This is a genomic window from Stenotrophomonas sp. 2YAF22, assembly GCF_052114665.1.
Lineage (GTDB): Bacteria > Pseudomonadota > Gammaproteobacteria > Xanthomonadales > Xanthomonadaceae > Stenotrophomonas > Stenotrophomonas indicatrix.
Window position 1 is genome coordinate 1 of record NZ_JBFRFE010000007.1, and the last position, 23017, is coordinate 23017.

The 23017-nt window shown below is 66.3% G+C and carries 25 protein-coding genes; 12 read left to right on the top strand and 13 right to left on the bottom strand.

Translation table 11 applies throughout. The annotated features are described in order from the left end of the window. Nucleotides 1-1658: XVIPCD domain-containing protein (locus AB4Y84_RS00610; protein WP_442249660.1), on the bottom strand; the 1658-nt coding region annotated here is incomplete at its 3' end. On the opposite strand from AB4Y84_RS00610, the gene AB4Y84_RS00615 reads away from it, so the two are divergent. Continuing rightward, complete coding sequence (locus AB4Y84_RS00615) at nt 1596-2621, top strand: ankyrin repeat domain-containing protein (protein ID WP_442244468.1); 1026 nt, start codon at nt 1596-1598, stop codon at nt 2619-2621. The genes AB4Y84_RS00610 and AB4Y84_RS00615 overlap by 63 nt on opposite strands. Before the next feature lie 8 nt (nt 2622-2629). On the opposite strand, the gene yegS is transcribed toward AB4Y84_RS00615, so the two are convergent. The 5 genes from yegS to AB4Y84_RS00640 form a co-directional block, all read right to left on the bottom strand. Beyond that, nucleotides 2630-3562 (bottom strand): lipid kinase YegS, encoded by a 933-nt coding sequence (yegS, locus tag AB4Y84_RS00620; protein ID WP_442244467.1) that lies wholly within the window; start codon nt 3560-3562, stop codon nt 2630-2632. 257 nt (nt 3563-3819) lie between these two features. Beyond that, on the bottom strand, nt 3820-4407 hold the full coding sequence (locus AB4Y84_RS00625; protein ID WP_442244466.1) for a hypothetical protein: 588 nt from the start codon (nt 4405-4407) through the stop codon (nt 3820-3822). A 26-nt stretch (nt 4408-4433) separates the two neighbouring features. Continuing rightward, the gene (locus AB4Y84_RS00630; protein ID WP_223497320.1) at nt 4434-4913 is read right to left on the bottom strand and encodes a GNAT family N-acetyltransferase; all 480 of its coding nucleotides are present in this window, start codon (nt 4911-4913) and stop codon (nt 4434-4436) included. A 12-nt stretch (nt 4914-4925) separates the two neighbouring features. Further along, nucleotides 4926-5603: a ribulose-phosphate 3-epimerase gene (gene rpe, locus AB4Y84_RS00635; RefSeq protein WP_046983681.1), complete on the bottom strand. Its 678-nt coding sequence runs from the start codon at nt 5601-5603 to the stop codon at nt 4926-4928. A 57-nt stretch (nt 5604-5660) separates the two neighbouring features. Further along, nucleotides 5661-5990 carry a J domain-containing protein gene (locus AB4Y84_RS00640; protein WP_025874605.1) on the bottom strand — a complete coding sequence of 110 codons (330 nt, stop codon included), beginning with the start codon at nt 5988-5990 and terminating at the stop codon, nt 5661-5663. A gap of 144 nt (nt 5991-6134) precedes the next feature. On the opposite strand from AB4Y84_RS00640, the gene AB4Y84_RS00645 reads away from it, so the two are divergent. The 8 genes from AB4Y84_RS00645 to AB4Y84_RS00680 all read left to right on the top strand — a co-directional run bounded on the left by AB4Y84_RS00645 (nt 6135) and on the right by AB4Y84_RS00680 (nt 13936). Beyond that, on the top strand, nt 6135-7061 hold the full coding sequence (locus AB4Y84_RS00645; RefSeq protein ID WP_312107755.1) for a phosphoribosylaminoimidazolesuccinocarboxamide synthase: 927 nt from the start codon (nt 6135-6137) through the stop codon (nt 7059-7061). A gap of 152 nt (nt 7062-7213) precedes the next feature. Then, complete coding sequence (locus tag AB4Y84_RS00650) at nt 7214-7699, top strand: Mpo1 family 2-hydroxy fatty acid dioxygenase (protein WP_442244465.1); 486 nt, start codon at nt 7214-7216, stop codon at nt 7697-7699. Nucleotides 7700-8031: 332 nt separating this feature from the next. After that, complete coding sequence (locus AB4Y84_RS00655; protein ID WP_442244464.1) at nt 8032-10860, top strand: monovalent cation/H+ antiporter subunit A; 2829 nt, start codon at nt 8032-8034, stop codon at nt 10858-10860. After that, nucleotides 10860-11237 carry a Na+/H+ antiporter subunit C gene (locus AB4Y84_RS00660; protein WP_025874601.1) on the top strand — a complete coding sequence of 126 codons (378 nt, stop codon included), beginning with the start codon at nt 10860-10862 and terminating at the stop codon, nt 11235-11237. Before AB4Y84_RS00655 ends, AB4Y84_RS00660 begins: the two co-directional genes overlap by 1 nt. Next, the gene (locus tag AB4Y84_RS00665; RefSeq protein WP_025874600.1) at nt 11234-12769 is read left to right on the top strand and encodes a monovalent cation/H+ antiporter subunit D; all 1536 of its coding nucleotides are present in this window, start codon (nt 11234-11236) and stop codon (nt 12767-12769) included. Before AB4Y84_RS00660 ends, AB4Y84_RS00665 begins: the two co-directional genes overlap by 4 nt. Continuing rightward, on the top strand, nt 12766-13272 hold the full coding sequence (locus AB4Y84_RS00670; protein ID WP_134833195.1) for a Na+/H+ antiporter subunit E: 507 nt from the start codon (nt 12766-12768) through the stop codon (nt 13270-13272). Before AB4Y84_RS00665 ends, AB4Y84_RS00670 begins: the two co-directional genes overlap by 4 nt. After that, nucleotides 13269-13553: a K+/H+ antiporter subunit F gene (locus AB4Y84_RS00675; RefSeq protein ID WP_025874598.1), complete on the top strand. Its 285-nt coding sequence runs from the start codon at nt 13269-13271 to the stop codon at nt 13551-13553. Before AB4Y84_RS00670 ends, AB4Y84_RS00675 begins: the two co-directional genes overlap by 4 nt. Next, nucleotides 13550-13936 carry a Na+/H+ antiporter subunit G gene (locus tag AB4Y84_RS00680; protein WP_025874597.1) on the top strand — a complete coding sequence of 129 codons (387 nt, stop codon included), beginning with the start codon at nt 13550-13552 and terminating at the stop codon, nt 13934-13936. Before AB4Y84_RS00675 ends, AB4Y84_RS00680 begins: the two co-directional genes overlap by 4 nt. Nucleotides 13937-14044: 108 nt before the next feature. Here AB4Y84_RS00680 and AB4Y84_RS00685 read toward each other — a convergent pair whose 3' ends face one another. Beyond that, the gene (locus AB4Y84_RS00685; RefSeq protein WP_394123073.1) at nt 14045-15004 is read right to left on the bottom strand and encodes a sodium:calcium antiporter; all 960 of its coding nucleotides are present in this window, start codon (nt 15002-15004) and stop codon (nt 14045-14047) included. Between the two features lie 73 nt (nt 15005-15077). Beyond that, the gene (locus tag AB4Y84_RS00690) at nt 15078-15722 is read right to left on the bottom strand and encodes a hypothetical protein (RefSeq protein ID WP_223496932.1); all 645 of its coding nucleotides are present in this window, start codon (nt 15720-15722) and stop codon (nt 15078-15080) included. 124 nt (nt 15723-15846) lie between these two features. Between AB4Y84_RS00690 and AB4Y84_RS00695 the strand changes: the two genes are divergently transcribed. Further along, complete coding sequence (locus AB4Y84_RS00695) at nt 15847-16383, top strand: hypothetical protein (RefSeq protein ID WP_442244463.1); 537 nt, start codon at nt 15847-15849, stop codon at nt 16381-16383. Between the two features lie 124 nt (nt 16384-16507). On the opposite strand, the gene hmgA is transcribed toward AB4Y84_RS00695, so the two are convergent. Then, on the bottom strand, nt 16508-17806 hold the full coding sequence (gene hmgA / locus AB4Y84_RS00700) for a homogentisate 1,2-dioxygenase (RefSeq protein WP_394197536.1): 1299 nt from the start codon (nt 17804-17806) through the stop codon (nt 16508-16510). An 85-nt stretch (nt 17807-17891) separates the two neighbouring features. Then, a complete protein-coding gene (gene hppD, locus AB4Y84_RS00705) occupies nt 17892-19004 on the bottom strand; it encodes a 4-hydroxyphenylpyruvate dioxygenase (protein ID WP_170919610.1) in 1113 nt (370 codons plus the stop codon). Nucleotides 19005-19133: 129 nt separating this feature from the next. On the opposite strand from hppD, the gene AB4Y84_RS00710 reads away from it, so the two are divergent. Beyond that, a complete protein-coding gene (locus tag AB4Y84_RS00710; protein WP_223496937.1) occupies nt 19134-19628 on the top strand; it encodes a MarR family winged helix-turn-helix transcriptional regulator in 495 nt (164 codons plus the stop codon). A 549-nt stretch (nt 19629-20177) separates the two neighbouring features. Further along, the gene (locus AB4Y84_RS00715; RefSeq protein WP_312108293.1) at nt 20178-20405 is read left to right on the top strand and encodes a hypothetical protein; all 228 of its coding nucleotides are present in this window, start codon (nt 20178-20180) and stop codon (nt 20403-20405) included. A gap of 98 nt (nt 20406-20503) precedes the next feature. Here AB4Y84_RS00715 and AB4Y84_RS00720 read toward each other — a convergent pair whose 3' ends face one another. The 3 genes from AB4Y84_RS00720 to AB4Y84_RS00730 all read right to left on the bottom strand — a co-directional run. Further along, on the bottom strand, nt 20504-21643 hold the full coding sequence (locus AB4Y84_RS00720) for a hypothetical protein (RefSeq protein WP_442244462.1): 1140 nt from the start codon (nt 21641-21643) through the stop codon (nt 20504-20506). Nucleotides 21644-21763: 120 nt separating this feature from the next. Continuing rightward, nucleotides 21764-22366: a thioredoxin family protein gene (locus tag AB4Y84_RS00725; protein ID WP_033832411.1), complete on the bottom strand. Its 603-nt coding sequence runs from the start codon at nt 22364-22366 to the stop codon at nt 21764-21766. A gap of 16 nt (nt 22367-22382) precedes the next feature. Further along, on the bottom strand, nt 22383-23017 hold a 635-nt coding region (locus AB4Y84_RS00730), incomplete at its 5' end, for an oligopeptide:H+ symporter (RefSeq protein ID WP_442249661.1).

The window sequence follows — 23017 nt, forward strand, 5'->3', positions numbered from 1 at the left end:
GGCGCTTGGGCGGTAACGCCCTTTACCTTCGATGCCACCAGGTCATAGCCGCGGTCCACATGGGCGCCGGCGGTGGCAAAACCGTTCTGCAGCTTGCCGGCCACCCACTGCCCGTCATTGCCGATGGCCGTGGCCGTCCGCTCGCCAAAGGCACGCGTCCCCTCGGCATCCGCATGTGCTTGCCGCGATGCGAGCACCGCACGCTGCTCGCCCGTAGTACGTGCCCTTTCGGCCTCTTTGGCCAACCTGTCGGACGCGTCATCCAAACCAATCCGACCGGCTACCCACGACAGTGCGGACATGCCATGGGAACTGGCCTGCGACTGCGCGCGGTGCAGGGTTGCCTCTATGCCTCCGGTCAGCTCGCGCCCGGAGGCGATCACGGTGGTGGTCGCCCGGGTACCCACTTGGAGCGTGGTCGATCCCATGTTCACGACCTGGCCAATGGCCATGCCCTGGGTCCTGAGGATCTGCTCTGCGCCATCGCCGACCCTGTCCAGCACATGCGCGCCAGTCGCACCCGCGCGTTCAACCTGCTCACCGATCACACGCCCACCGCGCATGCCGTAACCAGTGGCGTGCAGCACCGTGGACAGCGGTCCAGCCAGCTCTGCAACCTGGCTTGGCGCCGCTACCTGCGAACGATTGACGATATTGCCCTGTGCGTCGCGTGCCTTGGCCTCGAGCAGCAGTTCGGCACGGCCAGCGGCAACCGGGATATTGCGCAGGGCTTCCTGCCCCGGCTGGGTCGCCAGTTGTTCGATGAACTGCGCTGCGGACGTCTGCGCACCCGGTGGCATCATCTCGCGCAGTTTGTCGCCCACCAGCTTCTGCATGGCGGGCTCCTTCAGCAACATGCCCATTTCATTGGCAAGCACGCCATAGCCGCGACGCTGCTGCTCGCTCAGGCGCTGCATGCCGTTCTGCACGTCATTCAGCACCTCGCCGGTGGTCTGGTAGGTGTGCACGCTTTGTTGCGGGTTGAAGGTGGGCAGACCATTTTCCTTCGCGAAACGAGCCGCCGTTTCCGGATGCAGGCCTGCCGCATTGAAGGTGGTAGCCCGTGCGCCGGTGACGGCCGACGCGGCGGAAGCCATGCCGCCACCGAGGGAGTGACCGGCGATTTCGAAGTTATTGCCAATGCGATCATTCAGCTGCGTGGCAAGTGACATGGCGCGATCGTAGTAGTCGCTTCGCATCCCAATGCCTTGCTGCCCATTGTTCAGAAAATCCTCGCCGCCCGACTCACGCCATCCATTCGGTGCAAGAGGATCGGCGATCTTACCGGTAGAGCCTTTGTAGACCACCACCGGCTTTGCGTCTGCACCGAAAAGCGCTTTGTCGGGAACATATATTTCCGCACGGAATCCAGACTGCGGCGGTTGCAGAAGCTCACGCAACTCTTCGTCAGACATGTTGATGCCTGCAGCGCGCAGTGCATCCGGATCGGAGCTGCCGCGCGTCCATCCCACGGGAGGCGCACCTTCGTGCTTGGCTGATTGATAGACATCAGCTGCGAGACCAGACATTTCACGCGCGTGATAGGTCTCCTGAAGACGATCAGCTTCCCTGTCATTGCCGCTTTCCCGCAGCTGTTGAACGAGAAGATTCTGCTGCTGGAGGGCGCGCGCACGCGCCTCGATGTCGGTTCCATTCATGGCAAACTCCATTGCGCCGGGCACGGGCTTGGGCACGCGATGCTTATCGATTATCAGAACTTTTTGCTAATGTCACGTTTCAGCCCAATCATCAGGATGATAATGCCCATTCACTTTCACAAATGTGTGCAGAAAGCCCTCATCTCCGCGGCTTGTCTCACACTTTTGTTGATCAGCGGCTGCGCGGCATCATCGAGTCATGGAGCAGACAACTACTTTGAAGGGAGGGCTCTGCAGCTTGCCATCGCCACGGAAAGCGGCGATTCAAAGGCCATTCGCCGCCTCATCGGTGAAGAGGGTGTCGATCCGGACAAGACGTTCTCGCGTGAAGACGGGATTCCCATGGTCGCCTGGCCTCTACGCACAGGCAGTCTGGACGGCCTCCGCGCACTTCTTGAAAACGGGGCAGATCCAAATGCCCGCGCTTACAAGGTCGTGGATGGCCGCAGACTTGGCTACAACAACGCCATGGTCTACGCCGCAAAGCTGGACGACGCGCGCTACCTGCAGTTGCTGCTCAAGTACGGCGGCGATCCCAACACGCGGAATTCGGCAGGCGAAACGTTGCTGTTTCAAGCCTTCATCGCAGGCAATCAGTGGGAGAACGTGAAACTTCTGATTGAGAATGGAGCGAACATCAATGAATCCAATCGCGGCACCGCCGACACAGTCCTCAGCTGGTACACCACCCGGGGTGGATTCGAGCATGCCTATTGGCTGCTGGAGCACGGGGCCGACCCTACGGTGATGCTGAAATCATCCATCGGCGCTCCCGACAGAATGCTGATCGCCGAGCACATCTTCTGGGGCATCACTACACCCGATCTTCTGCCATGGCAGAAGAAGTGCCAGCAGTGGCTTGTCGCCCGGGGCATCCCTCGTCCCCCGATGCCAAAAGGCATCCGCGACAAGCGTGAAGCCTTCGGCTTCCCCACAAAGGAAGAAGACATTCCGCTGCTCTGATTCCTGTCTCAGCTGCCGGAAAGCAGCACGCAGTCATCCGGCAGATGCATGCGAACCCTGCCCGCCACGCATTCGATGCGGAAGAGGCGTGCCTGCACCGGTTCGCCGTCCAGGTTCAACGTCAACGGTTGCGTTGCGTCGATCTGCAGCCACGGCAGCTGCGCGCGCGTGGCGACACGTTCAAGCGCCGCCTCCTTGCCGCCGGTCAGCATCTGTCCAAGGGTGGCTGCGACTTCACCCTCCAGTTCCGGCACCACGGTGACGTCCAGCAGGCCGTCATCGATCAGTGCCTGCGGGCACAGCTGCTGGCCGCCACCGGCCTGACGGCCGTTGCCGATGCCCAGTGCGATGAACCCGCCTTCCCACTGGAAGTCCGGCCCGCTCAGGCGTGCGGTGATCGGTTCGATGCGGCCGAGCTTGGCGATGCCGGTGATGACATAGGCCAGGCCGCCGAGCATCTTCTTCAACCCCGCATCGGTTTCCACCGTGACCTGGGTGCCGAAGCCACCGCTGGCGAGGTTGGCGCACCACCATGGCTTGCCGTCGGCATCGACGCGCAGCAGATCCATCGGGCGTGGGTGGCCGCCGGCAATCAGCGCGAAGGCCTCCTGCGGCTCCACCGGAATGCCAGCAGCGGTGGCGAAATCGTTGGCGGTGCCCATCGGCACCAGCGCCAGCGAAGGCAGCGCCTCAGCCGGCTCGTCGCGATGCGCCAGCGTCTCGGCGACCGCGCTCAGCGTTCCGTCGCCACCGGCCGCCACGATCACGTCCACGCCGTGGTCGATGGCCTCGGCGACATAGCGCTCGGCATCACCATCTTCCCAGGTCACCCGCACTTCCAGCTGCACGCCGCGTTCGCGCCAGTGGCCCACGGCCTCGCGCAGGTCATCGTTGCCTGCGGACTTGCCGTTGAGGATCAGGCGCCAGCGCGGTGTGCTCATGCGGTGCTTCCAGGGAAGGGCGGCACAGGCTAGCAACCGCGCGTTCGGGGCCAGTGAAAGGAAGAGGCCACCGTTCAGGTCAGGGCGCTGGGCTCGCCCGCGCAGCATGTCATGCAGGTGTCATCGGCCACCCGGAGAATGGAAGGCCATAGCAGGGACGACGGATGGAGGCAGGATCAGCCTCCCACGCATGCAGCAAGGCCACGCCAGTGTTTGGCGTGGCTTTTTTTACCCATCGCGCGGGTGTAGAGGCCGGTTCACAGGTAAGCCTCGATGGGACCGTGCAGGAGGCAGCTGTCGAAGGCATCGATGCTGCACAACATCGCTTCATCAATTGCGTACTCCTGCAACAGAAGGTCGAGCGCCGGAATTCCGGTCACGAACCTGCGTTCCACCCGCGTCTGCGCGTCCTGCATGGCGTAGTCGTAGTCGAAGCCATAGGCGGTCTCGGTGAAGCGTGCGGCATGGGTGATCAAGCGCAGCTCGTAGGTGTCTTGTTCGCCAGGAATGACATGGGCGAAGCAGCGCAACCCGGCGCCCACCGAAGCCAGCTCCGCTGCCAGCGCCCATCCCTTTTCAAGCGCCGAAAATGGCCGCGGCGGCGGCGATGGGTGGCGGCGACGCCAAAGCATCATGGCGCGTTCCACGTCATGGCCAGCGGCCTGCAGCTCGATGGCGGCCTCGGCGGCACCCAACCCTGTGCGGTGCCCGTAATCGGCCACGAGCTGATCAACCACCAAGGCGTGCGCCTGTGACAGGTCACCGCCGGCAGCCTCCAGCGCCTGCCTGCAGACAGCAATCGAAGCCGGCAGCCGCTGTCGGAGTGCGGCAATGGCGTATTTCATCGGCACACCAGTCACCAGGATACGGCCTACCCGGCGAATGCTTTCAGCGCCTCACCTTCCAACCGGTACACCGTCCACTCGTCCTGCGGTCTGGCGCCGGCTGCGGTGTAGAACTCGATGGCCGGCGTGTTCCAGTCCAGCACCGACCACTCGAAGCGACCACAACCTTCAGCTACCGCCTGGCGGGCGATGTACTTCAGCAGCGCTTTTCCCGCGCCGGAGCCACGTTTTTCCGGGCTCACGTACAGGTCTTCCAGGTAGATGCCCTTGCGCCCCAGCCAGGTGGAATAGTTGTAGAAATACACCGCGTAGCCGATGGCTTCGCCGTTCGCCTCGCAGACCAGCGCGCGGGCGGTGGCGTCGGCGCCGAACAGGCTTTCGGCGATGCCGATCTCATCGGTCTGCACCGACTGCTCGGCCTTCTCGTAGATCGCCAGTTCGCGGATGAACCGAAGGATCAGGCCAGCATCGGCGACGGTGGCCGGACGGATGTTCAACACGGCCACCGTGCTCATGGCTCAGCCCCGCGCTGCAGCGACGTTGGCGCGCATCTGCGCGATCACGTCCTGGTAGCTGGTCTTGGCGTTGAAGATGGCCGAGCCGGCGACGAACGTGTCGGCGCCAGCGGCGGCGATCTCGCCGATGTTGTCGGCCTTCACGCCACCGTCGATCTCCAGGCGGATGTCACGGCCGCTGGCATCGATCTTCTGGCGCACCACGCGCAGCTTGTCCAAGGCCGACGGAATGAAGGCCTGGCCGCCGAAGCCCGGGTTGACCGACATCAGCAGCACCAGGTCGAGGTCGTCCAGCACCCAGTCGAGGATGTCCACCGGGGTGGCCGGGTTGAGCACGATGCCCGGCTTGCAGCCCAGCGAGCGGATCAGCTGGATGGTGCGATGGACGTGGCGCGAGGCTTCCGGGTGGAAGCTGATGTAGGTAGCACCGGCCTCGGCGAAGTCCGGGATGATGCGGTCCACCGGCTCGACCATCAGGTGCACGTCGATCGGCGCGGTGACGCCGTGCTTGCGCAGGGCTTGGCAGACCATCGGGCCGATGGTCAGGTTGGGCACGTAGTGGTTGTCCATCACATCGAAATGGACCCAGTCGGCACCCGCGGCCAGGACGTTGTCGACTTCCTCGCCCAGGCGGGCGAAGTTGGCCGAGAGGATGGAAGGAGCGATGAGGCAGTTGGACATGGCCGGGGCCTTCGGAACGGGGAAAGGGGTCTCCCGCCCGCAGGCGGGGCAATGGGGTCAGCGCTTGCGCAGGGTCTTGATGCGGTCGTAGGCGGCGTTGATGCGCCGCGACTTCTGCTCGGCCTGCTGCTGCAGCTCGGGGGCAGCGCCGCCCAGCTTGTCGGGGTGGTACTGGGAGATCAGCTTGCGGTAGGCGCGCTCAACCTCGGCATCCGTGGCCTCGGAGGTCAGCCCCAGCTCGCGGTACGGGTTCTCCTTGTTCAGGCGGAACCAGTCGCTGTCGAAGGCATGCCCCAGCAACAGGCCGACCACCGCGCCGAACAGCGGATTGGGCCGGAACAGCAGGGCGCCGGCGATGAATCCGAGCAGTTTTCCGTACCAGCGCATGGCGCTCCGGGGTCGGCCGACGAAATGGACGCTCATTTTACGTCACAGCGGGCCCGGACCGCTTTACACTAGGCCGCCCGCTGACCAGTTGCGGGCCCGCCGGGTCCGTTGGGCAGCCGTATCGACGAAGCCCCAGGAGTGCCCGTGCCAACCACGCTGTTGCAATCCGATCTCCCCGGCCTGCCCTTGCGCCACCGCGGCAAGGTGCGTGATGTGTTCGATATCCCGCGCGAGCGGCTGCCGGCCGGTACCCCACCGGGGGACTACCTCTTGATGGTCGCCACCGATCGCCTGTCGGCGTTCGACGTGGTCCTGCCCGACCCGATCCCGGGCAAGGGCGAGATGCTCTGCCAGGTGTCCAACTTCTGGTTCGCCAAGACCGCGCACCTGATGCCCAACCACCTGACCGGCATCGATGTGGCCAGCGTGCTGCCCGAGGGCGTGGACGCGGCCCTGTACGCCAAGCGCGCGGTGGTCACCCGCAAGCTGAAGCCGGTACCGGTGGAAGCGATTGCCCGTGGCTACCTGATCGGCAGCGGCTGGAAGGACTACCAGCGCACCGGCAAGGTCAGCGGCATCGAGCTGCCCGACGGCCTGCGCCAGGCCGAGCAGCTGCCCGAGCCGATCTTCACCCCCTCGACCAAGGCCGCCGTTGGTGACCATGACGAGAACATCGACTTCGACGCGATGGTGAAGACGGTCGGTGCGGAAATGGCCGAGCGGGTGCGCGACGCGACGCTGCGCATCTACAAGTTCGCGGCCGATTACGCACGCGAGCGCGGCATCATCCTGGCCGACACCAAGTTCGAGTTCGGCACCGACGCCGACGGTCGCCTGTACATCATGGACGAGATGCTGACGCCGGATTCCTCGCGCTACTGGCCTGCCGACGAGTACGAAGTGGGCACCAGCCCGCCGAGCTACGACAAGCAGTTCGTGCGTGACTACCTGGAGACGCTGGACTGGGGCAAGACCGCCCCGGGCCCGAGCATCCCGGCCGAGATCATCGAGCGCACCCGCGCCAAGTACGCCGAGGCGCTGCAGCGCTTGGCCGGGATCAGCGTCGACTGATTCCCCTGCGCCCCCGGCCGGTCTGGCCGGGGGCGTTCTGAATGCGGTAGTGCCGGCCGCTGGCCGGCAACCTCGCGAACTCGGCTATGCTGGGTTGCCGGCCAGCGGCCGGCACTACCGTTGTCCGACGTTGTCCGAGGAAGCGACGCAGCATGCAGACCACCACCCAGCTTGCGCGGCCGATCGACCGCTACTTCGCCAGCTATTCCGACGACCATCGCAACGTCATCAACCAGCGCATCCACGTGGTGGCGGTGCCGGCGATCCTGTGGTCGGTGGTGGCCCTGCTGTGGTGCGTGCCGCCGCTGATCACCTGGTTCCAGTACGGCATCTGGTCGGCGTTTGCGATGTTCAGCGCGTGGTGCTTCTACAACAAGCTGTCGCGTCCGCTGGGCATCGGCATGCTCATCCAGTTCTTCGTGTTCGGCTGCCTGTGCCGGCTGCTGGAAGCGGAAATCGGCCTGCACAACCTGCGCTCGCTGGCCATCGGCGTATTCGTCGTCGCCTGGATCGCGCAGTTCATCGGCCACAAGTTCGAAGGCCGCAAGCCCAGCTTCCTGACCGACCTGACCTACCTGCTGATCGGCCCGGCGTGGGTGATGGCCAAGGCCTATCGCAAGCTCGACTGGCGCTACTGACCTGCGTCGCCGCGTCGACGCCTTTGTTTCCTGAACGGGCAGGTGCCGTCACCCACACTGCACGGCGCGCCTGCCAGCCTGCCACGGTGACCTCCTCTCCTTGTCCCGCCCGGCGGCGGCGGTCCCTGTGCGACAGGGGCTGCGCTGTCCCTGCGTGGGCGTAGGGTGGACCTGCCAACCGGGTCCTGATGGGTCATCCGCGCGGCATGCTGCACCGCAGAAAAAATGAATCAGCGCACGTTACATGCAATTGATCGCTGTTCAATGGGTTTCGGCGACATTTGGCAGCCTGTTATGCTCCCTGACCTGCTCGTGAATCATGGATTCCCTGCATGCTCCCCAGCCTGCCCCTGCTGCTGGCCCTGCCGTTCCTGATGGCAGTGGCTGTCGCAGCCTTCCCCCGTAGTTCGCGCTCGACTGCTGCCTGGCTGGCGGCGCTGGCGCCGTTGGGCGGGCTGGCGATCCTCGCCTGGCTGACCCCATCGGTGCTCGATGGCCAGGTGGTGCGCACGATGGTGCCGTGGCTGCCGCAGATCGGCCTGGACTTCACCCTGCGCCTGGATGGGCTGGCCTGGATGTTCGCCGGACTGGTGCTGGGCATCGGCGCACTGGTGGTGCTGTATGCGCGCTACTACCTCAGCAGCCAGGACAACGCGCACCGCTTCTATACCTACCTGTTGCTGTTCATGGGCGCCATGCTGGGCATGGTGCTGTCTGGCAACCTGTTGCTGCTGATGGTTTTCTGGGAAATGACCAGCATCAGCTCGTTCCTGCTGATCGGTTTCTGGTCGCACCGCCAGGACGCGCGCGAGGGCGCGCGGATGGCGCTGGTGATCACCGGTGGCGGCGGCCTGGCGCTGCTGGCCGGCGTGCTGCTGATCGGCCGCATCGTCGGCAGCTTCGACCTGGACGTGGTGCTGGCCGCCGGCGAGCAGATCCGCGCCAGCGCGCTGTACCCCTATGCCCTGTTCCTGGTGCTGGCGGGCATCTTCACCAAGAGCGCGCAGTTCCCGTTCCACTTCTGGCTGCCGCACGCGATGGCCGCGCCTACCCCGGTGTCGGCCTACCTGCACTCGGCCACCATGGTGAAGGCCGGTGTGTTCCTGCTGGCGCGCCTGCACCCGGCATTGGCCGGCAGCGATCTGTTCTTCTACACGGTCAGCGGCATCGGTGCGATCACCCTGCTGATCGGTGCCTGGAACGCGATCTTCCAGCATGACCTGAAGGGCCTGCTGGCCTATTCGACGATCTCGCACCTGGGCCTGATCACCCTGCTGTTCGGCCTGTCCACGCCGATGGCGGTTGTCGCCGGCGTGTTCCACATCATCAACCACGCCACCTTCAAGGCCTCGCTGTTCATGGCCGCCGGCATCATCGACCACGAGACCGGCACCCGTGACATGCGCAAGCTGGGTGGCCTGCGCAGGCTGATGCCGTTCACCAGCGCGCTGGCGATCATCGCCTCGCTGGCGATGGCCGGCATCCCGCTGCTCAATGGCTTCCTGTCCAAGGAAATGCTGTTCGCCGAAGCGCTCTCGGCGGGCGGCACCGACACCATGCGCACGGCGGTGTCGATCGCCGCGCTGCTGGCCGGTGTGTTCGGCGTGGCCTACAGCCTGCGCTTCGTGCACGACACGTTCTTCGGCAAGGGCCCGCATGGCCTGGACCGCGTGCCGCACGAGCCGCCGCGCTGGATGAAGGTACCGGTGGAAATCCTGGTGGTGATCTGCGTGGCGGTGGGTATCGCCCCGGCCGTGACCGTGGCCCCGGTATTGCACGCGGCAGCCGCCTCGATCCTCGGCAGCGCGATGCCCGAGTACAACCTGTCGATCTGGCATGGCTTCAACCTGCCGCTGGCGATGAGCGCCGCTGGCGTGGTCGGTGGCGTGGCCCTCTACTTCGGCCTGCGCAAGCTGATCGATCTGCACGCGGTAACCAACACCACGCCGGGACGCAACGTCTTTCACCACCAGCTGGACCTGCTGTCGGCCAGTGCGCAGCGGTTGACCGCCGGCATCGCCAACGGCAGCCTGCAGCGCATGCTGCTGGGCCTGGTGCTGGTGGCTATCGTGGTCGCCGCCGCGCCCTACATCGCCAACCCGGCCTCGCCGGAATGGACCAGACCGCAGCCGATACCGCTGCTGGGCTGGGCGTTGTGGCTGGTGATGATGTCCTGCGCGGTGGCGACCCTGCGCATGTACAAGCAGCGCCTGCTGGCCGTGCTGCTGGTCGGCGGCGTCGGCCTGATGGTGGCGCTGACCTTCGTGTTCCTGTCCGCACCGGACCTGGCGCTGACCCAGCTGCTGGTGGAGATGGTGACCCTGGTGCTGATGCTGCTGGGCATGAACTACCTGCCGGCACAGTCCGGTCCGGAGCGGCCGCGCTGGCGCAAGCGCCGTGATGCGCTGATCGCGATCGTGGCCGGTGCCGGCCTGGGCGCGCTGGCCTACAGCGCGATGACCCTGCCGCCGAACACCATGGCCGGCGAGCTGCTTGCCCGCGCCCTGCCCGAGGCATACGGCCAGAACGTGGTCAACGTGATCCTGGTCGACTTCCGCGGCTTCGATACCTTCGGCGAGATCACCGTGTTCGGCATTGCCGCACTGGTCGTGCATGCGCTGCTGCGTCGCACGCGGATGGCGCCGGAGCAGATCATGCCCGGTCCGCCGATCAAGCTGCCGGTGCCGGCCGATCTGGCCCAGATCATGTTCCCGCTGACCCTGACGGTCTCCATCTTCCTGTTCCTGCGCGGCCACAACGCGCCGGGCGGCGGCTTCATCGCCGGCCTGGTGCTGGCGGTGCCGCTGCTGATCCAGTACGTGATCCAGGGCACCGCCTCGGTGGAGTCACGCTTCGGCTTCGACTACATCCGCTGCATCGGTACCGGCCTGCTGATCGCCATCCTCAGTGGCGCCGCGTCGATGCTGTTCGGCGTGCCGTTCCTGACCAGCGGCCACCTGGACCTGCACCTGCCGTTGATCGGCGATGTACCGCTGGCCAGCGCGATTGGTTTTGATATCGGCGTGTACCTGGTGGTGTTCGGTGGCGCGATGCTGATGCTGTCGATGATGGCCACCGTCAAACCCTCGCGGACGCGCACCGCGCGCAAGGGCGAGATCGACCTGCAACGCCGCTCGGCACGTACCGGGGAGATGCACTGATGGAACTGGCCCTGGCCTCTGCAATCGGCGTGCTGACCGCCATCGGCATCTACCTGCTGCTGCGCGCGCGCAGCTTCGATGTGATCCTCGGCATGACCTTCCTGTCCTACGCCACCAACCTGCTGATCTTTGCCGGCGGCCGCGTGGTGCAGGGCAAGGCGCCGGTGCTGCAGGAAGGCGTGGAGAGCCACCTGGGCAACTACACCGATCCGCTGCCACAGGCGCTGGTGCTGACCGCCATCGTCATTGCCTTTGCGATGACCGCCGTCAGCATCGTGCTGGCCATGCGCAGCCGCAGCGACAACCACAGTGACCACGTGGACGCGCACGAGCCGGACGACGATGCACCGCCGCGCCGGGGCGAGGACCGCGCATGAATCATCTGGTGATCCTGCCGATCCTGGTACCGCTGCTCGGCGCTGCGCTGTCGCTGTTCGTTGAACACCGCCGCTATGGGCCGAAGGTGCAGCGCGCCGTGGCGTGGACCGCGCTGGGCGCGCTGGCGGTGGTGGTCGGCCTGTTGTTCGCCGACACCGCAGGCGGCGACATCCGCGTGTACCTGCTGGGTGACTGGCCGTCACGCCTGGGCATCGCACTGGTGGCCGACCGGCTGTCGGCGTGGATGCTGCTGACCACCCTGCTGCTGGCCATCCCCTGCCTGCTGCATGCGTGTTCCGGTTGGGACCGGCGCGCACCGCACTTCCATGCGCTGTTCCAGTTCCAGCTGGTCGGCCTCAACGGCGCCTTCCTGACCGGCGACATCTTCAACCTGTTCGTGTTCTTCGAGGTGATGCTGATCGCCTCTTACGGCCTGCTGCTCAGTGGCGGCCGTGGCCTGCGCATGCGCATCGGCCTGCACTACGTGGTGTTCAACGTCACCGCCTCGACCCTGTTCCTGATCGCACTGGGCCTGCTGTACGCCTCGCTGGGTTCATTGAACATGGCCGAGCTGTCGCAGCGCATCGCCGAAGTGCCGCCTGCGCAGCTGACCCTGGTGAAGGCGACGATGGGCCTGTTGCTGCTGGTGTTCTGTGCCAAGGCCGCGCTGATGCCGCTGTACCTGTGGCTGCCCGAATCGTATGCGCGTGCACCGGCTGCGGTGGCGGCACTGTTTGCGATCATGACCAAGGTGGGCCTGTATGCCGTGCTGCGCATCCAGATGTTGTGGTTCGGCGAGGATGCGGGGGCGATGGCCGGCTATGGCCGCGACTGGCTGCTGTGGGCCGGCGTAGCGACGCTGGTGCTGGGCGGCCTGGGCGCGTTGGCCGCCGCGCGCCTGCGCGTGCTGATTTCGTACCTGGTGATCGTCTCGGCGGCCACGTTGTTCATCGCCTTCTCGGTGGGTACGCCTGAGGTGCTGTCGGCCGGCCTGTACTACCTGCCGCACAGCAGCTTCGTCGCCGCCGCACTGTTCCTGGTCGCCGACCTGATCCGACGCCGCCGTGGCGGCGCCAGCGACCGCAAGGAAGTGATCGCACCGATGCCCGGCAAGGAGACCCCTGCCGTGCTGTTCCTGATTGCGGCGGTGTCGGTGGCCGGCCTGCCGCCGCTGTCCGGCTTCCTGGCAAAGGCCGCGCTGTTGGCCGGCATGCCCGCCCAGTACACCGGCGCGGTGTGGACCGCGGTGCTGGTCAGCAGCCTGCTGGTCATCATGGGCCTGACCCGCGGCGGCATCCGCCTGTTCTGGCGCGTGCCGCTGCCCGATCCCGATGCACCGCCACCGCGCAAGGCGCCGCTGCGTCGTGTGGAGCTGTTTGCCGCCTGCATCCTGCTGGCCTACGGCATCGGCATGACATTGTTCGCTGCCCCGCTGATGCAGCACACCGACGCCATCGCCACCCAGCTGCTGCAGCCGGGCGACTACGTGCAGCAGTTGCGCGCGACCACGCCGGAGATCCGCCAGCCATGACCGCCAAGCGTTCCCCGATCCGCCGCCTGCTGCCTTCGCCCGCGCTGAGCGTGATGGTGGTGGTGTTCTGGCTGTTGATGTCCGACAGCTTCACGCTCGGCCAGTTCCTGCTGGGCGTGCTGCTGGGGGTGGTGATTCCGCTGTTCGCTGCGCGCCTGGACCGCGAGTTCGCCCGCATCGGCACCCTGCGGCCGCTGCCGAAGCTGCTGTTCGTGACCCTGTGGGACATCCTGATGTCCAACATCCGCGTGGCCATCCAGGTACTGGGCCCGGAAAAGAACATCCACCCCGGTTTCATCTGGCTGCCGCTGGACATCGCCAACATCCACGGCATCGCCGCGCTGACCAGCATGATCACCCTGACCCCCGGCACGGTGTCGGCCGCCCTCAGCGACGACCGCAAATTCCTGCTGGTGCACGTGCTGCACCTGGAAGACCCGCAGGAGCTGATCGACACGATCAAGCGCCGTTATGAAGCCCCGTTGATGGAGATCTTCCCATGACTGGATTCCAGATCATCCAGACCACCCTGGTGGTGTGCATGCACGTGGTCGGCCTGGCCATGCTGCTGGCCACCTGGCGCCTGCTGCGCGGGCCGACCGTGCCCGACCGCATCCTTGCACTGGATACGCTGTCGGTGACCGCCATCGCCGAGCTGATGCTGTTCGGCATGTACCTCAATTCGGCGATCTACTTCGAGGCGGCACTGATCATCGCCATGCTCGGCTTCGGCAGCACCGTGGTGCTGAGCAAGTTCGTGCTGCGCCGGGACATCGTCGAATGATCACCTTCATCCAGATCGCGCTGTCGATCCTGCTTCTGTTCGGTTGCTTCTTCATCCTGGTCGGCGCACTGGGCCTGGTGAAGCTGTCCACCTTCTTCAAGCGCCTGCACGCGCCGACCAAGGCCAGCACGCTGGGCGTGGGCTGCGTGCTGGTGTGCTCGGTGTGCTACCACATCTTCCTGGGCCAGGACCCGCAGCCGCGCGAGCTGCTGATCACCGTGTTCCTGTTCATCACCGCACCGATCAGCGCGCACCTGATGGCCAAGGCCGCACTGTCGCTGCTGATGGAAACGCGCCCCAGCCTGCCGGGCAACGAGCGTGCCGAAGACGAGCAGCTGCCGCCGCCGGAACCGGAGCGGGAAGAGGAAACCACCGCGCGTTGACGGTGGGTGCCGACCGTTGGTCGGCACGACCCCGGATAACCGCCAGTAGAGCCAGGCCATGCCTGGCTGCGAGTTCGCCGAGGTTGCCGGCCAGCGGCCGGCACTACCTCAGACCGGTGTGACCAGCGCGATTTCCAGCCCCAGCCAGGCCACGAACGCGCCCAGCAGTACCGCACCTTCGATGCGGCTGATGCGCAGGTCGCCGCGCAACATCGGGTACAGCACCAGTGCGAAGGCCAGCAGCGCCGGCAGTTCCAGGCGCACGAACGAGGCCGGCAATGCCAGCGGCTGCAGCAGCCCCATCGCACCGATCACCAGCATCAGGTTGACCACGCTGGAGCCGAGCACGTGGCCCAGCACCATGTCGCCGTGACCACGGCGTGCTGCCGCGACCGCGGCCGCCACCTCCGGCAACGCAGTGCCGATCGCCACCGGCAGCAGACCCACCAGCAGCGGCGTCCAGCCCAGCGCGGCGCCGAAATCAGCGGCGGCACCGACCACCAGGCGCGCGCCCCAATACAACGCCAGTGCGGCAACCAGCAGGCGCAGCACGTTCAACGGCAGGCTGGTGCGGCTCAGGGCCGACTCGGCAATGATCGCCTGTACCTCGGCGCTCTCATGGCGCCCGCGTCGCAACAGCAGGAACTGCACCACCACGAACCCTGCCACCAGCACGCCGGCCTCCCAGCGCAGCAGCCGGCCATCGAGTCCGAACACGATCAGCAGCAGGCCCGCGGCCAGCAGCCCCCACCACAGCACGGCCTGCAGGCGCGCGCGCAGCAGCAACGGCGCCACCATCGCGGCCACCGCCAGGGTCAGGCCGAGGTTGACCACGCTGCTGCCGACGGCATTGCCCAAGGCCAGCTCCGGCTGGCCCACCACCAGCGCGCGGGCGTTGACCGCCAGCTCCGGAAGCGAGGTGGTGATGCCCAGCAACAGCAGGCCTGCGGTGAATGCACTGGCGCCGAAACGCTGCGCCAGGCCGGACACGGCTTTGACGATGGAGTCCCCACCCAGGGCCAGCAATAGCAGGCCGAGCAGGAACCAGGCAATGGCAATAGCGATCATCGGGCGCTCCCCAGCGGTCGTGGCGCGATTCTACGCTCGGCCCACCCACGGCGGGTGAGCCGAGGATGGCCGATCAGCCGCAGCCTTCGGCGTAGTCCACCTGCGGGGTCCTGCCGACCCGCCAGGCGCCGACCTTGCCGTCAGCGCCGAGTGCAAAGTCGATGATCGCCGCTCCCTCCTGCGCCGGGCGCACGCGCAGGTGCTGGGCCTTGTCGTCGTACTTGTCCGGGCCGACGTCGGCGCGCTCGGGATAGAGCACCTGCAGCTCACCCAGGGTCATGCCGACCCGGCCGCCGCCGGGCGCGACGATCGCCTGGCTGCGAACGTCGTAGCGGACCAGCTTGCGCGCCTCGAACATCAGACGCGGGTCTTCGGCCCCCTGCGGGCGCAGGAAGTAGCAGCCTTCATTGGCATCGTCGGCAGGCAGCGGCTTGCCAGCGGCATCGGTACCCAGACCCTGCAAGGGGGTGCCGAAGCCACTGCGGACCTCGGCGATGCCCGCGCCCAGCGTGGCGCCGCCGAAGCCATCCAGGCGTGCCGGGCTGTCGCTGCGCGGATCCACCGGCGAAGCGGTGGCCAGATCGGCGTCGGCGGGGACGGAGGCATCCTTCGCCGGTGCGGTGGCGGCGGGCGGCGCTGCCGGTGCGGCGGTGTCGGGACTACGGTTGCAGGCGGCCAACGACAACAGCAGCAGGCCGGCCATCGGGAGATGCTTCATCGGTGCGGATCCTTGGCACAGGGTGGGTGCACGCTACCGCAGCCGGCGTGCAGGCGCTGCATTGTCATCGCGGTTTCATCGCCCTCATTCAGGCTGGGCGAGCACCGACTTGGCTGTCCTCCCCATGCAACCGCGCAAGACCGACCTCGCCCGAACCGCGCTGCAGGCCCACCGCGCACCGCTGGACATGCGCCAGCGACGGCTGCTGATCCTGTGTGATGGCCAGCGCAGCATCGCCGAGCTGACCGCACTGCTTGGGCAGGACGCGGCAGCGATGGTGATCCAGATGATCCAGGGCGGCTACCTGGTGACCGCTGCGGACGTACCCGCCTCCACGCCGCCTGCGCCGGTTGCGATGCCGGCTCCGCTGGCGCCGTCAGTCACTGCCGCTTCTGCGGCGCCGGTCGAGCGCCGCCGCTCGCTGGTAGCCGCGCGCATCTATGTGCTGGGAATCCTGGAGATGCAGCGGCATCCCAACGCAGCGGCGCTGTTCCGCGACCTGCAGCAGGCGCGTGCCGAAGGCGAGGTGCTGCGGGTGATGCAATCGGCGCTGCAGGTGCTGCCGGCGCTGACCTCGGAAGGGTACTGCCAGCGCGTGCGGCAGCGGCTGATGGAGGCGCTGCCGGTGGAGCATTGCAGCGCGTTCGCGGCCATTGCCTGAACCGGTGAACAGCATCCACGCATGGCGTGGATCTACTGGGAAGCGCGATAGCGCACCCGCACATGGCGCGGATCCATCCGTGTGCGTGGTGCAGTAGATCCACGCCATGCGTGGATGCGGACGATCAACGGAAATTGTTGCGCAGGCCGTTCCAGCACTGCTGGTAATCGCCCTGCCGGTGGCTTGCTGCCAGCGCCTGCGCGGTCGGGCGGATCACCCCACGGGTCTCGAACATGAAGGCCATGGTGTCCTTGATCACATCCGGTTTGGACAGGTCCGCATTGGAGGCCTTGTCGAAGGTCGGGGCATCCGGACCGTGGCCGCTCATGCAGTTGTGCAGCGACGCACCGCCCGGCACGAAGCCTTCGGCCTTGGCGTCGTAGGCACCATGCACCAGGCCCATGAACTCGCTGGCGATGTTGCGGTGGAACCACGGCGGACGGAACGTGTTCTGCGCCACCAGCCAGCGCGGCGGGAAGATCGCAAAGTCCATGTTGCTGGTGCCCGGGGTGTCGCTGGGCGAGTGCAGCACCAGGAAGATCGACGGATCCGGGTGGTCGTGGCTGATCGAGCCGATGGTGTTGAAGCGGCGCAGATCATAGCGGTACGGCGCGTAGTTGCCGTGCCAGGCGACCACGTCCAGCGGCGAATGATTGATCGGCGCACGCCACAGGCGGCCGTCGAACTTGGCAATCAGTTCGAAATCGCCGTCGACGTCTTCGAACGCGGCATGCGGGGTCTCGAAATCGCGCGGATTGGCCAGGCCGTTGGAACCGATCGGGCCCAGGTCGGGCAGCTTCAGCAGTGTGCCGAAGTTCTCGCAGATGTAGCCGCGGCTCGGGCCATCCGGCAGCTCGACGCGGAAGCGCACGCCGCGCGGAATCACCGCGATCTGCTGCGGTTCGATCTCGATCACGCCCAGCTCGGTCAGCAGGCGCAGGCTGCCCAGCTGCGGCACGATCAGCAGTTCGCCGTCGGCGTCGTAGAAGTAGCGGCCGACCATGTCACGGTTGGCTGCGTACAGATGGATGCCGACACCGGCATGCGCGTCGGGCGAGCCGTTGCCGCCCATCGTGTACAGGCCTTCGACGAAATCGGTGGGCAGCTCCGGCAGCGGCAGCGGGCTCCAGCGCAGCTGGTTCGGCGAAGCCGGCTGCGCACTGAAATCGCACTGCAGCTGTGATTGCGCGAAGGGAGTGAACTCGCCGTGGGTGACCGCCGGGCGGATCCGGTACAGCCAGCTGCGGCGATTGCTGCCGCGCGGTGCGGTGAATGCGGTACCGGTCAGCTGCTCGGCATACAGGCCATGGGCCACCTTCTGCGGCGAGTTCTGGCCGACGGGCAGCGCACCGGGCACGGCCTCGCTGGCGAACTCGTTGCCGAAACCGGACTGGTAGCCGCGGGCGGTGATGGAAGGAGACATGGAAACTCCAGAGGTTGCCGGCCAGCGGCCGGCACTACCATTCGGACAGGGTTTGCCGGCCAGTGGCCGGCATTGCCTGCAGACCTTACAGCACGCCGCGGCGGATCTGGTCGCGTTCGATGCTCTCGAACAGCGCGGTGAAGTTGCCTTCGCCGAAGCCTTCGTTGCCCTTGCGCTGGATGATCTCGAAGAAGATCGGGCCGATACAGTTCTGGGTGAAGATCTGCAGCAGCTTGCGCTGGTGGGTTTCCGGGTCGGCGTCGATCAGGATCTTGTTCTTCGCCAGGCGGGCGACATCCTCACCGTGGTTCGGCACGCGCTGGTCGATCACATCGAAGTAGGTCTCCGGCGTGTCGAGGAAATCCACGCCCTGCGCACGCATGGCTTCGACCGTTTCATAGATGTTCTCGGTGAAGCAGGCGATGTGCTGGATGCCCTCGCCCTTGTACGCGTCCAGATACTCGTTGATCTGGCTCTTCGGGTCGGACGATTCGTTCAGCGGAATGCGCACGATGCCGTCCGGCGCGGTCATCGCCTTGGACACCAGGCCGGTCTTCAGGCCCTTGATGTCGAAGTAGCGGATCTCGCGGAAGTTGAACAGGCGCTCGTAGTAGTCCGACCACTGCTGCATGTTGCCGAAGTACAGGTTGTGGGTCAGGTGGTCGATGAAGGTCAGGCCGAAGCCCTTCGGGCGCAACTCGGCGCCGGCGATCAGCTCGTAGTCGCCATCGAAGATGCTGCCGGCATCGCCGTAGCGGTCCACCAGGTACAGCATGCAGTCGCCGATGCCCTTGATGACCGGGGCGTTGACCGCCTTGCTCTCCGGCTTGAAGGCGATGGCTTCAGCGCCGTTGCCCAGCGCGGTCTGGTAGACCTCCGCACCCGGCTTCTTGAAGCGGATGGCGAAGCCGCAGGCGCACGGGCCGTGCTTTTCGGCGAAGTCGGCGGCGAACGAATCGGGGTCTTCATTGACCAGGAAGTTGACGTCGCCCTGGCGATAGACGGTAATCGGACGCTGCTTGTGCTTGAGCACCGCGCTGAAGCCCATCTTGCGGAAGTACTCGTGCAGCTCGGCACCACGGCCGGCCGGTGCGGCGAATTCGACGAACTCGAAGCCGTCGATGCCCATCGGGTTTTCGAAGGTGGTGACCTGCATGCCGGGGTTGGGATGCGAGGCGGACGGGACTGCGGTATTCATGGCGTGGCTCCGAATCGGTGCCGCATCGGCACAAACCAGGTGCGGGCGGGGTTGGACCCGGCGAGAATGCAGGGTACGGACCCAATACTTATAGTTACACTTGAAACCACCAGCAAGGTGCACCGCAACATGAGCCCCGCCGATCCCGTTTCCACCCGCCTGCGTGCTTCCCACGTCCTGCTCGACCTGGAACAGTTCCTGCCGTACCGGCTGAGCGTGCTGTCCAACCGGGTCAGCGGCAACATCGCCAAGCTGTACGGCGACCGCTATGGCCTGGCCATTCCGGAGTGGCGGGTGATCACCATCCTGGCGCTGTACCCCGGGTCGTCGGCCAGCGAGGTCTCCGACCGCACGGCGATGGACAAGGTGGCGGTCAGCCGCGCGGTGGCCCGCCTGCTGGAGCGCGGTTTCATCAAGCGTGAGACGCATGGCGATGACCGCCGCCGTTCGGTGTTGGCGCTGTCGGCGGCGGGGTTCGAGGTATACGAGACGATCGCGCCGATGGTGATCGAGATCACCCGCAAGCTGATGTCGGTGCTCAGCGAAGAAGAGGAGCAGATGCTGGAGAAGCTGATCCTGCGCCTGGCCGGCGATGGCCTGGAGCGGATGGGCGAAGGGGTCTGACCCCGGGGCGGCGCCCCCCCGCCGCCGCTCTTGGTAGGTGTCGACCTTGGTCGACACATGGATCCACGCCAGGCGTGGATGTGGATGATGTCGCGGGCTGCGCGGTGAGGGATCAGACGCAGGCCATTGATGACGCCCAACGCGCGCGTTGGTCATTGCCCGCCGACGAACGGTCTTTCGGCCGGGTTCGACTCGCCATGTCGCGTTTACCGCCTGATATTTCGGAATGGGGCCGATAGAGTCCTGATCGGCGGAGCTGGCGTATCGCCATTCGCGCATCAAGTGGCATTGCCTATTGGACAGCCGGTTCCATCGGCCTGAGGGTAGGCACACAGCGGAGCACCGCTGCCGGGGTTGAAAGCCCGTTACTCAAACGCGCAACGACGCTGCACCAATGGTGCCCATCTTGCGGTGGCGGCATTCTGCAGCCGGGCCTGCCCTATGGCGGGCGGTGCGTGGGGCCTCGTGCCCACCGTTTTCGCGTTTGAGCGGTCTTTCAACCACGCATCGCCTGCCGCCTTCCCGGCGGCTTCGCCACGGAGCTTCGCCATGACACGCCCCAGTCCCCCCACTACCGAGCCCATCGACCGCGAAGCCGACCTGCAGCGCATCGATGAGGCGTTGGCCACACTGGAAGCCATCACCCAGGCGTGGTTCGAACATCAGCGTCTCAAGGCCTGCCAGCCGGGGCTGCTGCTGTCGTTGAACCGGCTGCTTGACCTGACCAGTCTCGCCAAGGGCTATGCCAGTGCGCTGCGGGTGATTGCCGAGCCCTGAGTGCTGGATGGAAGAGCATCCACGCATGGCGTGGATCTACTCGAAGCCCGCACGCATCTGGTCAGTAGATCCGCGCCATGCGTGGATGACCCACTCGATCAGCTCAGATGCTTGCGCCGCGCATGGATCCACGGCACCGCAAGCGCGCCGATGGCGCCACCGGCAAAGCCCAGCGAGGCGGCAACAGTGGCCGCTTCGACCGCCCCGGGCAACGCCAGTGCAGCAGTGACCAGCAGCAGCGACGGCAGGCCGACGAAGGTGCCCAGGAAGAACGGCCAGCGCGGCGACCAGGTGTTGAGCTGCAGCAGGCTGACCGGCTGCCACGCTTCGGACGAGGCATCTTCGGCGATCTTCGCTACCACTCTGCCCAGATCCACTTCCGGCAACAGCTTGCCCGGACGCGCGGCGGCAATCGCCTCGGCCACGGCCTCGACGGGCGGGAAGCTGCCCGGCCACGCCACCGGTGCTGGCACGCCATAGGCGGTCAGCAGCGGCACGCTCAACCAAGGCGCTACCAGTGGACGCAGCCTGCGCCGGCCATGCACACACCAGATCTGTGGCTGGCCGTGTGCGGTCACGCTGTACAACGCCAGCTCGCTCGGCGGCGGGTAGCCCAGCATGGTCACCCGGGCCGCCAGGCTGTCCTGGTCCATCGCACGCAGGAAGCCGGGGCGGCTGCGCCCTTCCTGCATCCAGGCCAGGCCAAGCGCGCCGACCAGATAGGCCTCGGCGACATCCTTGCTGCCCGCGTTGGCGCGGTCATCGCTGGCCAGGTACCAGGCCAGTGACTTCGGTTCGGGCACGTCGGCCAGGCCCCAGCGACTGTCGTCGCCCAGCACATGGCGCACCGGCAGGCGGGCGGGTGCGGTTTCACCACGCTCAGCGGGCTGCAGGAACGGCAGCACGCCCTGCACGAAACTGGACAGGTCGATCGCACGCACGCCGTTGCCGTGCCATTCCGGCGGCAGCAGGCCGGCCAGCTGTCCCTCGGCGGCGAGTCGATCCAACCGCGCCTTCTGTTCCACCAGCTTCTGCACCGCGCCCTTCAGCACCACGTTGTCGGGCAGGGCGATCTGCGGCAGCCGATGCCGCGGCGGTGCCAACTCCAGCGTGTCTTCGCCGGTGCCGGCGTCCTCCAGCAGGGCTTCCTGCGCAGGCAGGCTCACGCCATCGGGCGCCTCTCCTTCGGCCAACGGGCTGGCAGGTTCGGGCAGGCGTTCGGCGTGGTCGCTGTGCATGGGCGCTCCGGTCGCGCCGGGTGGCGCAGTGAGGTCCTTGCCATTAACGGCCGAAGGGTAATGATCTGTAGATCCACGCCACGCGTGGATGGCCGGGCAGCGGGCGGGAAACGCCGGGCGCTACCGGTCAGGCGCCCACTGCTTGAGGAACGCCATCACGCGTGCGGTCTGCACGGCATTGCCCTTGCGCATTGCTTCGCTGGGCTGCGGCGCCAGCAGGGTGCCGTCGGCATCGATCACCAGCAGGTGCGGGTGCTCGCCTTCGAGCGGCGGGAACTGGCCGAGGAACGCCGCGTTCGGGTTCTCGGCGCTGTCGTTGACCTTCACCCACACGTAGTGGGCATCACGGAAGCGGCGCAGATCGCCATTGCCTTCCACGGCTTCATCCAGCGCATGGCAGGGCTCGCACGCGGCGTTGCCCACTTCCAGGATGATGCGCTTGTTGCCGCGCTGGGCCTCGACCTTGGCCGTTTCCAGGTCGGCAACGGGATTGCGGGCGGGGTCGAACTGCGCGCCAAGCCCGGCAATGGCGGCGATATCGGCCGCCGCCGGGGTGTTGCCCGAGGCCACCGGTTCGCTGGGGTCAGCGACCGGTGGCTCGGTGGGGCGGGTATCGAGGGGCTGCGTGGGCTCGGGGGCCGCGGGAGGTTGAGGCTGCGAACAGGCGCCGATCAGCGCCGCACACACCACTGCCACCACTGCACCACCGAACGTTGTACGCATGCCCACTACCCTCTCATTACTTCACGCCATGCATCAGCTTGTTGATCAGCGGCGCGACCAGGAACAGGACCACACCCGAACCGATCAAGGCCCAGAACCCGAAGGTATACCCCTTCAGGGCCGATTCGACCGTCATGCCACCTTCACCGCTGACCGCACCGGCGAAGATGCCCGACAGGTTGTTGCCGATGCCGGTGGACAGGAACCAGCCGCCCATGCCGAAACCGACCAGGCGCACCGGGGCCAGCTTGGTCACCATCGACAGGCCGATCGGCGACAGGCACAGCTCACCGACGGACTGGATGACGTAGACCATGAACAGGGTCCAGAACGGGATCTTGCCGTCCACGACCATGGTCGACAGGGCGAACATCAGCAGGGCGAAGGCCGCGCCGTTGAACAGCAGGCCGAGGCCGAACTTGCGCGGGATGGACGGATTGGCGCGGCCCAGGGCCACCCAGATCCAGGCGATGATCGGCGCCAGGGTGATGATCGCCACCGAGTTGACCGACTGGAACCACGCGGTCGGGAAGGTCCACTCACCCAGCTGGCGGTTGACGATGTTCTCGGCCAGGAAGGTGAAGGAGCTGCCGGCCTGTTCGAAGAACATCCAGAACATGACGTTGAAGGCGAAGATGATCAGCATGGCGA